This window comes from Xanthomonas sp. NCPPB 2864 (assembly GCF_056675615.1).
This window is the reverse complement of sequence record NZ_JBWWVS010000001.1, coordinates 594215-607187: the sequence shown is the minus strand read 5'-3', so window position 1 is coordinate 607187 and position 12973 is coordinate 594215. Positions and strand designations below refer to the sequence as shown.

The 12973-nt window shown below is 67.4% G+C and carries 13 protein-coding genes; 7 read left to right on the top strand and 6 right to left on the bottom strand.

The genetic code is table 11. From position 1 onward, the window contains the following. Positions 1 to 5 precede the first annotated feature (5 nt). Positions 6 to 1250 carry a DUF418 domain-containing protein gene (locus tag AC1KVE_RS02520; RefSeq protein WP_167709172.1) on the bottom strand — a complete coding sequence of 415 codons (1245 nt, stop codon included), beginning with the start codon at positions 1248 to 1250 and terminating at the stop codon, positions 6 to 8. Between the two features lie 207 nt (positions 1251 to 1457). Beyond that, a complete protein-coding gene (locus AC1KVE_RS02515) occupies positions 1458 to 1937 on the bottom strand; it encodes an FKBP-type peptidyl-prolyl cis-trans isomerase (protein WP_024939526.1) in 480 nt (159 codons plus the stop codon). A 73-nt stretch (positions 1938 to 2010) separates the two neighbouring features. On the opposite strand from AC1KVE_RS02515, the gene AC1KVE_RS02510 reads away from it, so the two are divergent. Both AC1KVE_RS02510 and AC1KVE_RS02505 read left to right on the top strand, forming a co-directional pair. Next, complete coding sequence (locus AC1KVE_RS02510; RefSeq protein ID WP_065032491.1) at positions 2011 to 2592, top strand: C40 family peptidase; 582 nt, start codon at positions 2011 to 2013, stop codon at positions 2590 to 2592. A gap of 109 nt (positions 2593 to 2701) precedes the next feature. Continuing rightward, positions 2702 to 3451 (top strand): C40 family peptidase, encoded by a 750-nt coding sequence (locus AC1KVE_RS02505; protein ID WP_016903983.1) that lies wholly within the window; start codon positions 2702 to 2704, stop codon positions 3449 to 3451. Between the two features lie 147 nt (positions 3452 to 3598). On the opposite strand, the gene AC1KVE_RS02500 is transcribed toward AC1KVE_RS02505, so the two are convergent. The 3 genes from AC1KVE_RS02500 to AC1KVE_RS02490 all read right to left on the bottom strand — a co-directional run bounded on the left by AC1KVE_RS02500 (position 3599) and on the right by AC1KVE_RS02490 (position 6383). Next, positions 3599 to 4090 carry an acyl-CoA thioesterase gene (locus AC1KVE_RS02500; RefSeq protein ID WP_016903982.1) on the bottom strand — a complete coding sequence of 164 codons (492 nt, stop codon included), beginning with the start codon at positions 4088 to 4090 and terminating at the stop codon, positions 3599 to 3601. A gap of 106 nt (positions 4091 to 4196) precedes the next feature. Next, positions 4197 to 5033, bottom strand: coding sequence for a class I SAM-dependent methyltransferase (locus AC1KVE_RS02495; RefSeq protein WP_065032479.1), 837 nt, complete (start codon positions 5031 to 5033; stop codon positions 4197 to 4199). A 9-nt stretch (positions 5034 to 5042) separates the two neighbouring features. Beyond that, positions 5043 to 6383, bottom strand: a complete 1341-nt coding sequence (locus tag AC1KVE_RS02490; RefSeq protein WP_481091949.1) for a dicarboxylate/amino acid:cation symporter — start codon at positions 6381 to 6383, stop codon at positions 5043 to 5045. A 143-nt stretch (positions 6384 to 6526) separates the two neighbouring features. Here AC1KVE_RS02490 and AC1KVE_RS02485 point away from each other — a divergent pair, with 143 nt between their 5' ends. The 5 genes from AC1KVE_RS02485 (at position 6527) to AC1KVE_RS02465 (ending at position 12394) form a co-directional block, all read left to right on the top strand. Continuing rightward, a complete protein-coding gene (locus tag AC1KVE_RS02485) occupies positions 6527 to 8233 on the top strand; it encodes an alkaline phosphatase (protein ID WP_481091950.1) in 1707 nt (568 codons plus the stop codon). Between the two features lie 91 nt (positions 8234 to 8324). Further along, positions 8325 to 9620: a tRNA lysidine(34) synthetase TilS gene (gene tilS, locus AC1KVE_RS02480; protein WP_481091951.1), complete on the top strand. Its 1296-nt coding sequence runs from the start codon at positions 8325 to 8327 to the stop codon at positions 9618 to 9620. Between the two features lie 31 nt (positions 9621 to 9651). After that, entirely contained in the window at positions 9652 to 9915 is a 264-nt protein-coding gene (locus AC1KVE_RS02475; protein WP_016903977.1) for an exodeoxyribonuclease VII small subunit, read from the top strand. Position 9916: 1 nt separating this feature from the next. Beyond that, on the top strand, positions 9917 to 10792 hold the full coding sequence (locus AC1KVE_RS02470) for a polyprenyl synthetase family protein (RefSeq protein WP_126965946.1): 876 nt from the start codon (positions 9917 to 9919) through the stop codon (positions 10790 to 10792). A gap of 504 nt (positions 10793 to 11296) precedes the next feature. Further along, on the top strand, positions 11297 to 12394 hold the full coding sequence (locus tag AC1KVE_RS02465) for a M35 family metalloendopeptidase (protein ID WP_104650880.1): 1098 nt from the start codon (positions 11297 to 11299) through the stop codon (positions 12392 to 12394). Between the two features lie 70 nt (positions 12395 to 12464). Here the strand turns inward: AC1KVE_RS02465 and AC1KVE_RS02460 are convergent, their stop codons facing one another. Beyond that, the gene (locus AC1KVE_RS02460) at positions 12465 to 12932 is read right to left on the bottom strand and encodes a DUF4870 domain-containing protein (protein WP_435012670.1); all 468 of its coding nucleotides are present in this window, start codon (positions 12930 to 12932) and stop codon (positions 12465 to 12467) included. Between the last annotated feature and the right edge of the window lie 41 nt (positions 12933 to 12973).

Below are 12973 nucleotides of genomic sequence, written 5' to 3'. Positions count from 1 at the left end.
GCGCACTACCCCACGCGCGCGTCGCTGCGGCGCATCGGCGGCACACGCAGATAGGTCACGCTGCGCCATAGCCATTCCATCGGCCCGAAGCGGAACCAGCGCAACCACCATTGGCTCAGCACCACCTGCAACGCAAACAGCGCCAGCGCGAACGGCAGCTGCCATACGCGCGGCAGCTGCTCGAAATAGCCCAGCCCGTAACCGTAGAAGATCCACGTGCACACCAGCGACTGCAGCAGGTAGTTGCTCAGCGCCATGCGTCCGGCAGGCGCAAGCCAGGCCAGGCGCGGCGCCAGGCGCACCACCCAGGCCGCATAGCCCAGGCTCATCAGCGGGCCGGCAATCAGCGACAACGCGAACGCACCCGACAAGCGCAGATCCAGCCGCGCCGGATCGATCCACGGCTCCAGCGCGTAACTCACCCCCATCACGCCCAGCCCGAGCGGCAGCACCAAGTAGCGCAGGGCCCGAAACAGGCGCGGGAAGCGCTCGGGCGCGGCGATCGCGCCACTGCGCACAAACCAGCTGCCCAGCAGGAACATGCCGAGCATCGCCGGGCCATTGATGCTCAGCCCGGTCATCGCGTGCTGCAGGTCGTGCCAGCGCTCCAGCGTGGCCTGCGCATAGCTGCCGCCCCCGAAGGCGGCGCGCTGCGCCTGCACGTTTGCTGCCGCCTGTTGCGCCGCATCGGCCATCGCGACCTTCCATTCCACGGCAGCCGCCGGATCGAGCTGCGTCAAGGTGCCTGCGACGCCGTACAGCAGCGTCAGCGCGGGCGCGCAACAGTAGACCAGCGCGGCAAACCACGGCAGCGTCACCGTCGGCACCGAGCGCGTGGCCAGCAGCAACAAGGCCAGCAACGCGTAGGTCACCAGCACATCGCCGGACCACAGCAGCAGCGCATGCAGTAGGCCGATCACTAGCAGCCCGACGGTACGGCGCAGATAGGTGCCGAACAACCCACGCCCGGCCTGCGCGGCACGTTGCGCCATCACCGCAAAGCCCATGCCGAACAGCAGCGAGAACAGCGTATAGAACTTGCCCTGCACCAGCAGGTACACCAGCGCATCGGCAACCCGGTCGGTGCCGTGCCAATGCGGCTCCACGCCGGTGACCGCCAGATCGAGCGGACCGACGAAGGCTTCGATATTCATCAGCAGGATGCCCAGCAGCGCAAAACCGCGCAGCACGTCGAGCACCGCGATTCGCTCGCTGATTGCGATGGGCAGCAAAGGATCGCGCGGAGTCATCTCGGCTCGGGCAGCGCGGCGCGGCGATCGCGGCGCGCAACATGCAAACAGCCCGCCGAGATGGCGGGCCGCGGAAACACATCCAGCCAACGCTGGTCACACGGACACGATCGGCGCGTGCAAGCCGGCATCACCGTGCGGTGCATGCCGATCCTGCAGATAGACCGCATCAGTCCGTCTGCCGCACAGGCCGCGTGACGACTGCGCTCAGTGGTGATGGCCGCCTTCGCCATGCACATGCCCGTGATCGCGCTCTTCCTGGGTGGCTTCACGCACCTCGATGATCTCCACGTCGAAGTGCAGGTCCTTGCCGGCCATCGGGTGATTGAGATCGACGTCGACCACGCTCATGCCGACCTTCTGCACCGTCACTGCGCGCGGGCCGAAGTTGGTCTGCAGCACCACCTGGGTGCCCGGGACCAGCTTGGTGGCGCCGAAGTGCTTCTTGGGCACGCGCTGGCTCAGGCCTTCGCGGTATTCGCCGTACGCTTCGGTGGCCTTGACGTCCACGCCGAAGCTGTCGCCGGCTTCCTTGTCCATCATGGCCGCTTCCAGGCCCGGAATGATGTTGCCGTGGCCGATCATGATCGCCAACGGGTCACGCTCCTTGGAGCTCTCGATCGGCTCCTGGCCGAGCTCGGAAACGGTGTAGTGGAAGCGGACGACGCTGTCTTTTTCGATCTTCATGCCTGGCTCTGGATAGGCTGCCCGGTGGCAGACGGTGGAGGACGGCTTGTCGGCCGCCGGGTGCGCCGCCATCATGGCGACCTTTCGAACCGCCCATTATCCCGGCTCCATGCATATCACGCCAGTTTTCGCCGCCCGCGCCCGCCGCGCCGCGGCCAGTTCGTTGCTGGGCCTGCTCGTGCTGCTGGGCGGTTGCGCACAGGCGCCGGTCCGTCGACCGGCCGCCAACCCGCCACCGGCACCGCGTGTCTGGCCGCAGGTGCCGCCGTCCAACCCGGCCGCCGCCAACAACATCCTGATGCGTGCGCTGGGCCTGGTCGGCACGCCGTACCGCTTCGGCGGCAATACGCCGGAAACCGGCTTCGACTGCAGCGGGCTGGTCACCTATGTCTACAAGGATGTGCTGGCGCTGTCGCTGCCACGCACCTCGCGGGAGCTGGCCGCGGTACAGGGCCCGCGCATCCCGCCGGAGCAACTCACCACCGGCGACCTGGTGTTCTTCGGCTCCAGCGGCAACGTGACCCATGTCGGCATTTATGTCGGTGAAGGCCGCTTCGTACATGCTCCGAATACTGGCGGTACCGTCCGCTTGGATTTCCTGGATGGCGCCTACTGGCGTGACCATTATTCAGGTTCAAAGCGGGTTTTGCCCTGATATGTGATGCGCATCACATTTCATAAAACGGAAATTTAACCTTTTTTGAACGTAACGATTCTTTCACCAAGGCATCATCCCGCATCGACAGCAGAATTGTGATTCCCGCGTGACGAACGACGAACAGATCAACACTGGCGCCGCCCCGCTTCCGCCCCGGAAACCGCTCCGCCTGCTATGCGCCACCGCTCTTTGGCTCGCAGCCCTACCCGCCCTGGCCCAGACCGCCAACGGCACCGCATCCGCTCCGCAGACGACCACGCCAGACAGCGCCGTCGCCGCCGAGAAAGCCGCAACCCGCAGCCGCGCCGACGCCGCTGCCACCGCAACACTGGCCGCCCTGCTTCCGCACCTGGCCGCCAACGACGCCATTCCGCTGATGGACCGCTCGGCGATGTTCGCCGGTGACCTCAGCCGCCTGCTGGCCAATTACGACGTCTCCCAGAGCGCGGCCAATGCTGCCCAGAACGCCGTGGCCGACAGCCGTGTGCAGGTGATCCTGCAACGCGCCATGGCCCTGCTCGGCACCCCGTACGTCTGGGGCGGCGAGTCCACCGAAGGTTTCGACTGCAGCGGCCTGGTCGGCTATGTGTTCAAGACCGCCCTGGGTATTGACCTGCCGCGCGTGTCGCGCGACATCGCGCGTGACGAGTCTGCTGAACTGATCAAGGACCCCAACGCGCTCAAGGCAGGCGATCTGGTGTTCTTCGGCAGGCGCGGCCGCATCGACCACGTGGGTCTGGTGGTCGGCGATGGCAAGTTCCTGCACGCGCCCAGCCGCGGCAAGGACGTGCGGGTGGATTCGCTGGCCAGCGGTTACTGGAGCGAGAAGTTCATCCAGGCACGCCGGGTGCTGTGATCCCGAGCAGCTGATCCACTGCATGACAGAGGGGCCGCGGATTCCGCGGCCTTTTGCGTTGTGGACGGTCTTTGCGCGGAAGCTCCCTACCGTCGCCGCGCACGCATCTAGATCACGTACGCAGCACCACACACCTCGCCACCCCGATCAGCGCGCGGCATCGGCCTGGTAATGCGCCATGGTGTCCTCGATGCCCTTGCTCAGTTCCATCACCTTGAGCGCGTATTCGGCCAGGCGCTGATCCTCAGGCGTGTCTGGCCGCCAGGAAGGCACTTCCACCGGCGTGACACCATCCGGGTCCATCGCCACGAACACGATGATGCAATGCGTGCAGAGCCGCGAGTCGCCGCCCATCGGGCTGCGCGCCCGTACATCGATGGCGAAGTGCATGCTGGTGCGTCCGGTGTAGACCAGCTTGGCCGACACCGCGACCAGATCGCCGATCCGCACCGGCGCCACGAAGCGGATGCCGCCCACCGCCACGGTGACGCAGTAATGCCCGCTCCAGCCACTGGCCGCGGCAAAGCCGACCTGGTCGATCCACTTCATCACCACGCCGCCATGCACCTTGCCGCCGAAGTTGACGTCGCTGGGCTCGGCCAGAAAACGAAATGTCAGATCACGCTGTTGGCCAATCACCGCCCGCCCCCGTCAATGGATGAGCTGGCAGTGTGCCATGCGGGTGGGACGTCAGCGCGCCCGAGGCAAACGCCTGACACCGGGTCCGGCAATGCCGATGCTTCACTCAGGAACGCAGCGCATCCAGGTTGTCCTGCCTGCGCAGGCACAGCCACGGAAAGTGGGGTTGTTTCATCCTGAGCATTCTTCGTAGGCGCGCCCCCGGGCGTCGCGGGTCGAACAGTCGCTGCACCACAAAGCGGTCGAAGCTGGCGTAAGTATGCTGGTGGTAGTGCGCGGCCAGCGCCGGAGCGCCCAGTTCGGTGAAGTAACGCAGGCTGCGCGCGGCGCTTGCGTTGGCGGCTTGCGCATCCGCATACAGCGGGCTGTCGAGGATGTGCAGCTCGCCGCCGTCGCGTAGTTGGGCGAGCAGGCGCACGACCAGTTCCGCAGGGTCGGCGAAATATTGGATGCAGGCCGGGACCACGATGACGTCGAACAGATCGCGTGGCAGTGCCAGGGTCTGGATGTCGGCGGCGATAAAGCTCAGGCGCTGGTCATGGCCGAACACGCGCGCGGCCTGGGTCAGCTCGGTGCGGTTGACGTCGATGCCGCAGACGTCACGCTGCAGCGACTGCGCCAGCAGCTGCGACAGCCAGCCGTTGCCGCAGCCCAGTTCGGCAATGGCGCCCTCGCCTGCCTGCGCGCGCAGATGTTGGACCAGCAAGGCGCTGGACAGCGCACGCACCTGCCATTCCAGACTGGCGCCGAGCTTGCCGCCGGGACGCGGCAGGCTGCGCACCTGTGCATCGGTGTAGAGCCGGCCTTCCTTGCGCCGAACCTGCAGATACTGCTGCTCGAACGGGTCGTCGGCCAACGACCGCTGCACCAACACGCCGTCGACGCTGTGCAACTCGGGCAACTGCTGCAGGCGGTCGCGCAGCGTGGGAAATCCAGCGCGCATCGGCGGCGGTCAGCGCTGCGTCGGCGCGCGATCGGTCAGCGGATCTTCCAGGCCCACGTTGGTCGAGGCCGACTCGTAAACGGCCTTGTCGAGCAGGCCGGTTTCCTTGGCCACCAGCACCGGCACCAGCATCTGCCCGGTCACGTTGGTCAAGGTGCGCATCATGTCGAGAATGCGGTCGATCGCGTACAGGTAGCCGATCACTTCCAGCGGCAGATTGGCCGCGCTCAACACCACCGTGGCCATGATCACCGCGGTGCCGGGCACGCCGGCGGTGCCGAAGCTGCCCAGCACCGAGGCGATCAACACCACGAAGTACTGGTTGGCGGTCAGCGGCACGCCGGTGTATTGCGCGATGAACACCGCGCACAGGGCCGGGAAGATCGCACCGCAGCCATCCATCTTGATGCTGGCACCCAGCGGCACCGCGAACGCGGCGTAGTCCTTGCTGACGCCCAGGTTATGCGTGATCGAGCGCATCGCCACCGGCATCGCGGCAAAACTCGATGAACTGACGAAGGCCACCTGCATGCCCGGCGCCGCGCCGCGGAAGAACTTCCACGGATTCAATCCATGCAGCAACAACAGGCTGCTGTAGACCACCACGATGTGGATCGCGCAGGCCACATACAGCGCCAGCACGAAGTTGCCGAACGGCAGCAGTTTCTCGAAGCCATAGCTGCCGACCAGGCTGGCGATCAGCCCGAAGGTGCCGAGCGGGGTCATCTCCAGCACGAAGCGGGTGACCTGGATCATGATGTCGCTCAACTGCGCGGTGAGCTTGCGTGCCTCGGCCACGCGCTCGCCGAGCTTGACCATCGCAAAGCCCAGCAGCGCGGCGAAGAAGATCACCGGCAGGATCGATCCGCGCCCGGCCGCCAGCACCGTTTCGCCGGCCGCATTGGTCTTGGTGCCGATGCCGGTCAATGCGTAGAACGGGTTGGAGGGCACCACGTCCAGCAGCACCTTGATCGGGCTGGGCACATCGCGCGGTTTCCAGGCCGAATCCACGCTCAGGCTGAAATGGCCGGCGCCGGGTTGCATCAACGTGCCCACCGCCAGGCCCACGCCCACCGCCAGCGCGGCGGTGATGACGAACCACAGGAATGTGCGCCCACCGAGCGCGGCGACGGATTTTTGCCCGTGCAGCGAGGAGATCGCATTGATCACCGCAAAGAACACCAGCGGGATCGCGATCATCTTGATCAGCGTGACGTACAGATCGCCGAGCGGGCCAAACCACACATCGGCAGCCGGACCCATGGCCCAGCCGGCCAGCGCGCCGAGCACGAAGCCGGCCACCACGCGTTGCCAGAACGGAATGCGCAACCAGGCCGAGACCAATGTCATGCGTCGAATCATCCGGGGGGGAGAGTGCATGCACCATAGCCCAGGCCCGCGTCGCCCGCGAGGCCACGACTGGAACAGCGGCGTGTCATCTGTGTGACACCAGGCATCCCGGCATAATGCGCGCTGATTCAGTCACGAGTTCGATGCCGATGCGTTACCGCCTGCCTGCCCTCGCCGCCCTGACCACCGTGTGTGTCGCCGCCTGCGCGTCCAGCGCCGGCACCAGCGCATCCGCGCCCGCCGCCGTGCGCGTGGAGGTGCCGCAGGTGACGCATCCCGCCGGCGAGACGCCGCAATGGTGGTACCGCTCGGGCGCCGCGCGCGCAGCCGGCAACGGCGCGATGGCCGGGCGCGCGCGCAACGTGATCCTGTTCCTGGGCGATGGCATGAGCCTGACCACGGTCGCGGCAGCACGCATTTTGGATGGCCAGCGCAAGGGCGGGCCGGGTGAGGAGAACCTGCTGTCGTGGGAGCAGTTCCCGGCCACCGCCTTCAGCAAGACCTACAACACCGATTCGCAGACGCCGGATTCGGCCGGCACCATGACCGCGATCACCACCGGGGTGAAAACGCATATGGGTGCGATCGGCGTCAGCAGCGGCAACCGCAGCGATTGCGCCGACAGCCTGGGCAAGGGCCTGTTGAGCTGGCTGCAGCTGGCCGACAGCGCCGGCATGGCCACCGGCATCGTCACCACCACCCGCCTCACCCACGCCACCCCGGCGGCGACCTATGCGCATTCGCCGGACCGCAACTGGGAAAACGATACCGACCTGCCCGGGTCCGCCCGCACTGCCGGCTGCCAGGACATCGCCCAGCAACTGCTGTCCAGCGCGCGCTTCGGGCGTGGCCCGCAGGTGGTGCTGGGCGGCGGACGCAGTCAGTTCCAGACCGTGCAGGAGCGCGATCCGGAATACGACGACAAGGTCGGCCTGCGCCTGGACGGCCGCGATCTGGTCGCCGAGTGGAAGCAGGCGCACCCGCAGGGCGCCTACGTCTGGAACGAACAACAGTTGCAGGCGGCCGCCGGCGCGCCCGCATTGCTTGGCCTGTTCGAGCCGGATCACATGCAGTTCGACCACGACCGCAATCGCACCGCGCAGGGCGAGCCCAGCCTGACCGAGATGACCCGTACCGCGATCAAGTCGCTGTCGCGCGACCCGAACGGCTTCGTGCTGATGGTCGAAGGCGGCCGCATCGATCACGCCAACCACGCCGGCAATGCCTACCGCGCGCTCGACGAAACCGTCTCGCTGTCCGATGCAGTACGCACCGCCGTGCAGACCGCGCCGCCGGACACGCTGATCATCGTCACCGCCGACCATTCGCATACGCTCAACTTCGTCGGCTACCCGGTGCGCGGCAACCCGATCCTGGGCAAGGTGCGCGGCACCGGCGGCGAAGAAGGCGACCGCAGCCAGCTGGCCACCGACCTGGCCGGCCAGCCCTACACCACGCTGAGCTACGCCAACGGCCCCGGCTACACCGGCGCCAGCAACGCGCAGCCGGCCGGCCCCAAGAAATACCCGCACGAACCCAGCACCAGCGAGCCGGCCGCCGGCCGCCCGGACCTGACCCACGTCGATACCGAGGCGCCCAGCTACATGCAGGAATCGCTGGTGCCGACCAAGTCCGAAAGCCATGGCGGCGAAGACGTCGGCATCTGGGCCACCGGCCCGGGCAGCGCGGCCTTCCGAGGCACGCTGGAAGAGAACGTGATCTACCACGTCATCGTGCAGGCCACCCCGCGCCTGCGCGAGCGCCTGTGCAAGGCCGGTACCTGCGACAGCACCGGCGTGCCGGTGGAGTTGCCGCAGTCGGCCACGTTCGAGACTGCGGCCAAACGCTGATGGGCTGGCTGCGCGCAGCGCGGACGGTGGCGGCGCGGCATGCCCCGCCGCCGGCGTGCGGATGCAGCGTCGCAGCACGCCATCTGCATCGATGACCGGATTGCTGCCACCCGCGGCGCCGCCCGGCCCGGTGCTGGTCGCCTACAGCGGCGGCGTGGATTCGAGCGTCTTGCTGCACCTGCTGGCAGCGACGCCGCGTTGTCGCGACACGGGGCTGCGTGCGGTGCATGTGCATCACGGCCTGCATGCCGATGCCGACGCCTGGGCCGCGCATTGCCAGCGCCAGTGCGATGCCTTGCAAGTCCCCCTGCAAATTGCGCACGTGCAGGTCGCGCGCGACAGCGGCCTGGGGCTGGAAGCGGCGGCACGCCATGCACGCCATGCCGCGTTTGCCGCGGCACTGGCGCCCGGCGAATGGCTGGCGCTGGCGCACCATCGCGACGATCAAGCCGAAACCTTCCTGCTGCGCGCATTGCGCGCTTCCGGCCCGGACGGCTTGGCGGCGATGCGCGCGCAGCGTCCCTTCGCCGCCGGCATGCTGTGGCGCCCCCTGCTGGCGCATGCGCGCACCGAGGTGCTGGCGTATGCGCAGGCACATCGCCTGCACTGGATCGAAGACCCCAGCAATGCCGATACCCGCCACGACCGCAACTTCCTGCGTACCCAGCTGATGCCCGTATTGCAGCAGCGCTGGCCGCAGGCCGCCGAGGCACTGGCGCGCAGCGCGCAGCTGAGCGCCGATGCCAGCGACCTGCTGCTGCAGGAGGACACCGCGCTGCTGCCCGGCTTGCTGACCGCCGCCGGCGCACTGGATCTGCAGGCCTTGCGTGCGCAGCCGGCAACACGTCGGCCGCGGCTGCTGCGCGCCTGGGTAGCGGCAGCGCAGGCGCCACCGCTGCCTGCGCACGGCGTTGCCGCCCTGGAGCAGGAAGTCGACGACGACGCACCGGATCGGCAGGCCTGCTTTGCCTGGCAACAGGTGCAGGTGCGGCGCTGGCGCCAGTGCCTGTACCTGCTGCGTCCGCACAGCGCGTGGCCGGCGTCATGGCAGGCCCGCTGGGATGGCACGTCCCCGCTGCCACTGCCGGATGGCGCGCAGCTGCAGTTGCACGGCGCACCCGGCCTGCGCTTCGCGCAACCGCTGCTGGTGCGCGCACGCCAGGGTGGCGAACGCATCGTGCTGCCGCAGCGCGCGCATTCGCACCGGCTCAAGCACCTGCTGCAGGCGCTGGATCTACCGCCCTGGCAACGCGCGCGCCTGCCGATCCTGTGGGCCGACGGCCGGGTGCTGGCAGCCGGCGACTGCATCGTCTCGGCAGCATTGAGCGACTGGCTGCGCGCGCATGGCGCATCCTTGCGATGGCGCGACCACGCCACTGCGAATTGACCCGCCTGCCTGCGCGCCGCACACTTTGACGATGGTCAAAAAATCCTTGAACGAAACATCCCCGGTCGCCCGCTTCGAACAGTCGCTGGAAGAACTCGAGCAACTGGTGCAGAAGATGGAAGTCGGCGACCAGAGCCTGGAGCAGTCGCTCACCGCCTACGAGCGCGGCATCGGCCTGTACCGCGACTGCCAGCAGGCACTGGAACAGGCCGAACTGCGCGTGCGCATGCTGACCGACCCCGCGCGCCCCGATCTGGCCGAAGACTTCCAGGCGCCGTCGCAGGACGGCGGCTGAGGTGAGTTCGGCGTTGTTCGAGCACTGGATCGGCCGCACCGAACGCAGCCTGGAGGCCAGTCTGCCCAGCCCCACCCTGGCGCCGCAGCGACTGCACGCCGCGATGCGGCACGCGGTGCTGGGCGGCGGCAAGCGCATGCGCCCGCTGCTGGTGTATGCGACCGGCGCACTGTTCGGCGCCGACGAGGACCGCCTGGACACGCCCGCGGTGGCGGTGGAGCTGATCCACGCCTATTCGCTGGTGCACGACGACTTGCCGGCAATGGACGACGACGCCTTGCGCCGTGGCCAGCCCACCGTGCACATCGCCTTCGACGAAGCCACGGCGATCCTGGCCGGCGACGCGCTGCAGACGCGCGCCTTCGAGCTGCTGGCTGCGGCCCCGGTCAGCGCGGAGCTGCGGGTCGGCTGGCTGCAGAGTCTGGCCACCGCCGCAGGCGCTGCCGGCATGTGCGGCGGCCAGGCGCTGGATATCGATGCCACCGGCCAGTTGCAATCGCTGCGCGATCTCGAGCGCATGCACGCCCTCAAGACCGGCGCACTGATCCGCGCCGCAGTGCGCATGGGCGCGCTGACCGGCGCTGCCGCAGCCGACGACCAGCAACGCCTGGATGCATTTGCCGATGCACTGGGCCTGGCGTTCCAGGTCCGCGACGACATCCTGGATGTGGAATCGAGCTCGGCGCAGCTGGGCAAGACCGCCGGCAAGGACGCCGCGCAGGCCAAGTCCACCTATCCGGCCCTGCTCGGAATGGACGGCGCCAAGGCCAAGCTGGCCGAACTGGCCGCCCGCATGCACGACATCCTGCAGCCCTACGGTGCGCCCGGCGACACGCTGGCGACGCTGGGCCGGTTTGCGGTGGACCGCGCGCACTAGCGCTCCGCGTTCGTTTGAGCTGCCGCACAGGCGCGCCGGGCGCCTCGTGCGCCGATGCCTGGCGACATGCGCAGGCTCCGCCGATGCGCAAGGGCGAGCGGCCGCGCAGCCGGCTTCAACGCCACCACGCACGGCGACTACGGCAGCGCGTTCGACTTCAGCAGCCCGCAGCGATCAGGCGCTCGCACCGGCCTTTGCGCATACCGTGCGCCAGCGCACGGCGCGGCTGCAGCACACCGCCCTGCAAGCGCTGCGCTGCGTCACAGAACGTAACTTCTCCTTCCATACATTTTTCACATGAAAACTTCGGCAGGGCGGCAATGAAGTGCGGGCTAATTCACACTTCCAGGCTGAATTGTCGCCATCGGTGTCCGCATTTGTCATTGCCTGACTACCGGAAGGCCAAAAACCGCATCAATCGGTTCTCTTGTTGCGTCTGCTCGCTCTGCCTAGGTTGACCTGCCCGCGTTCGCGGACATCCCCCGACCACATGGAGAGTCACTGGTGAAGAACGTTTTTCTCGCATCGTTTGCAGCAGGCACGCTGGCCGTTGTTGGCGTGCTCGGTTCGGCGCAGGCGCAGTCCGTGCGCGGCCCGGTCCCGTTGACCATCGAACTGGCGCCGGTCGCCGATCAGGCCGGGCGACACCAGGGCAAGATCGCGGTGACCGTCACCAACAACGGCAGCCAGATCGCACGCGTGCCGACCTATCAACTGCCGCTGCAGACGCTGGACAACGGCATCCTGGAAGTGAGCCGCGATGGTGTGCCGGTGAGCTACACCGGACGCCTGGTCAAGCGTGGCCTGCCCAAGGCGGCGGACTTCACCATCCTCAAGCCGGGCCAGAGCGTCAAGGGCGAGGTCGATCTGGCCGGCGCCTACGATCTGTCGACCAGTGGCAACTACACCATCCAGGTCCGTTCGTCGCTGCAATATGCCTCGCTGTCCGACGGCAGTCTGATGAAGGCGGCCAACGGCCAGCCGGCCGTGGCCACCAGTACGCCGCTCACGGTCTGGCTGGACGGCGCGCGTCGCGGCGTGCAGCGCCAGCTCGCAATCGGTCCGACCGCCGTGGTTAATGGCATCAACTACCTCAACTGCAGCACCACCCGCACCAATCAGGCCGCCAGTGCCGTCACTGCCGCGCGTACTTACTCGCAGAACGCGCGCAACTACCTCAATGCCGGCAGCACCGGTGCGCGCTACACCACCTGGTTCGGCGCCTACAACGCCTCGCGCTACAGCCGGGTCAGCTCGAACTTCGTCAACATCGACAACGCGCTGGACCAGAACAACGGCCAGCTGACGATCAATTGCAGCTGCGAAGCGGATCTGGCGGACGCCTTCGCCTACGTCTATCCGAACCAGCCGTACGAGATCCATGTCTGCAATGCGTTCTGGAGTGCGTCGACAACCGGCACCGACTCCAAGGCCGGCACGCTGGTGCACGAGACCAGCCACTTCACGGTCGTCGCCGGCACCCAGGACCGTGTCTACGGCCAGTCCGGCGCGCGCAGCCTGGCGATCAGCAACCCGGCCCAGGCAATCACCAATGCCGACAGCCACGAGTACTTCGCCGAGAACACTCCGGCGCAGAACTGATCGCGTCATCGTCTGAAACGACAAAGGCCCGGCATCGCTGCCGGGCCTTTGTCATTTGCACCGCGCCGGATTACTTGATCAGGCGCAGCGTGAACGGGTAACGGTAGTGTTCGCCGTTGTTGGCCTTGACCGCGGCCAGGATGCACAGCACCAGGTTGGCGATCCACACCAGCGTCGGCACGAAGAACAGGATGCCGAACGACACGATGGTCAGGATCACCGCAGCCACGTAGGCAATGATCACGGTGATCTGGAAGTTCAACGCCTCCTTGGCCTGATCGGTAGCGAACGGCTTGGACGGACTGGCGTCCTTGCTGATCAGCCAGATCACCAGCGCGCCGATGAAGGACGTCAGGATACCGAGCAGGTGCGCGGCCAGCGCCAGGGTGCGCTCCTCCGACGGTGTGCTGGTCCCGATCGGCGGCGGCGGCGGCGGTACGGCGTGCGACTCGAATTCGCTCATCATGTCTCCCCATGCATGGTTGTGGTGCGGCGGACTATAACAACGATTCAGCCAGCTACCAGTGCGGGAAGACATGGTCTCGGCTCTGCACGGCGGTTGCCGCCAGGCAGAGCGGC

Excerpts from the sequence above, each read along its gene's own strand:
- tilS (WP_481091951.1), top strand. The coding sequence starts at position 8,325 with ATGACCGGATTGCTGCCACCCGCGGCGCCGCCCGGCCCGGTGCTGGTC.
- AC1KVE_RS02485 (WP_481091950.1), top strand. The coding sequence starts at position 6,527 with ATGCCGATGCGTTACCGCCTGCCTGCCCTCGCCGCCCTGACCACCGTG.
- AC1KVE_RS02520 (WP_167709172.1), bottom strand. The coding sequence starts at position 1,250 with ATGACTCCGCGCGATCCTTTGCTGCCCATCGCAATCAGCGAGCGAATC.
- AC1KVE_RS02510 (WP_065032491.1), top strand. The coding sequence starts at position 2,011 with ATGGCGACCTTTCGAACCGCCCATTATCCCGGCTCCATGCATATCACG.
- AC1KVE_RS02495 (WP_065032479.1), bottom strand. The coding sequence starts at position 5,033 with ATGCGCGCTGGATTTCCCACGCTGCGCGACCGCCTGCAGCAGTTGCCC.
- AC1KVE_RS02490 (WP_481091949.1), bottom strand. The coding sequence starts at position 6,383 with ATGACATTGGTCTCGGCCTGGTTGCGCATTCCGTTCTGGCAACGCGTG.
- AC1KVE_RS02475 (WP_016903977.1), top strand. The coding sequence starts at position 9,652 with ATGGTCAAAAAATCCTTGAACGAAACATCCCCGGTCGCCCGCTTCGAA.
- AC1KVE_RS02460 (WP_435012670.1), bottom strand. The coding sequence starts at position 12,932 with ATGTCTTCCCGCACTGGTAGCTGGCTGAATCGTTGTTATAGTCCGCCG.
- AC1KVE_RS02515 (WP_024939526.1), bottom strand. The coding sequence starts at position 1,937 with ATGAAGATCGAAAAAGACAGCGTCGTCCGCTTCCACTACACCGTTTCC.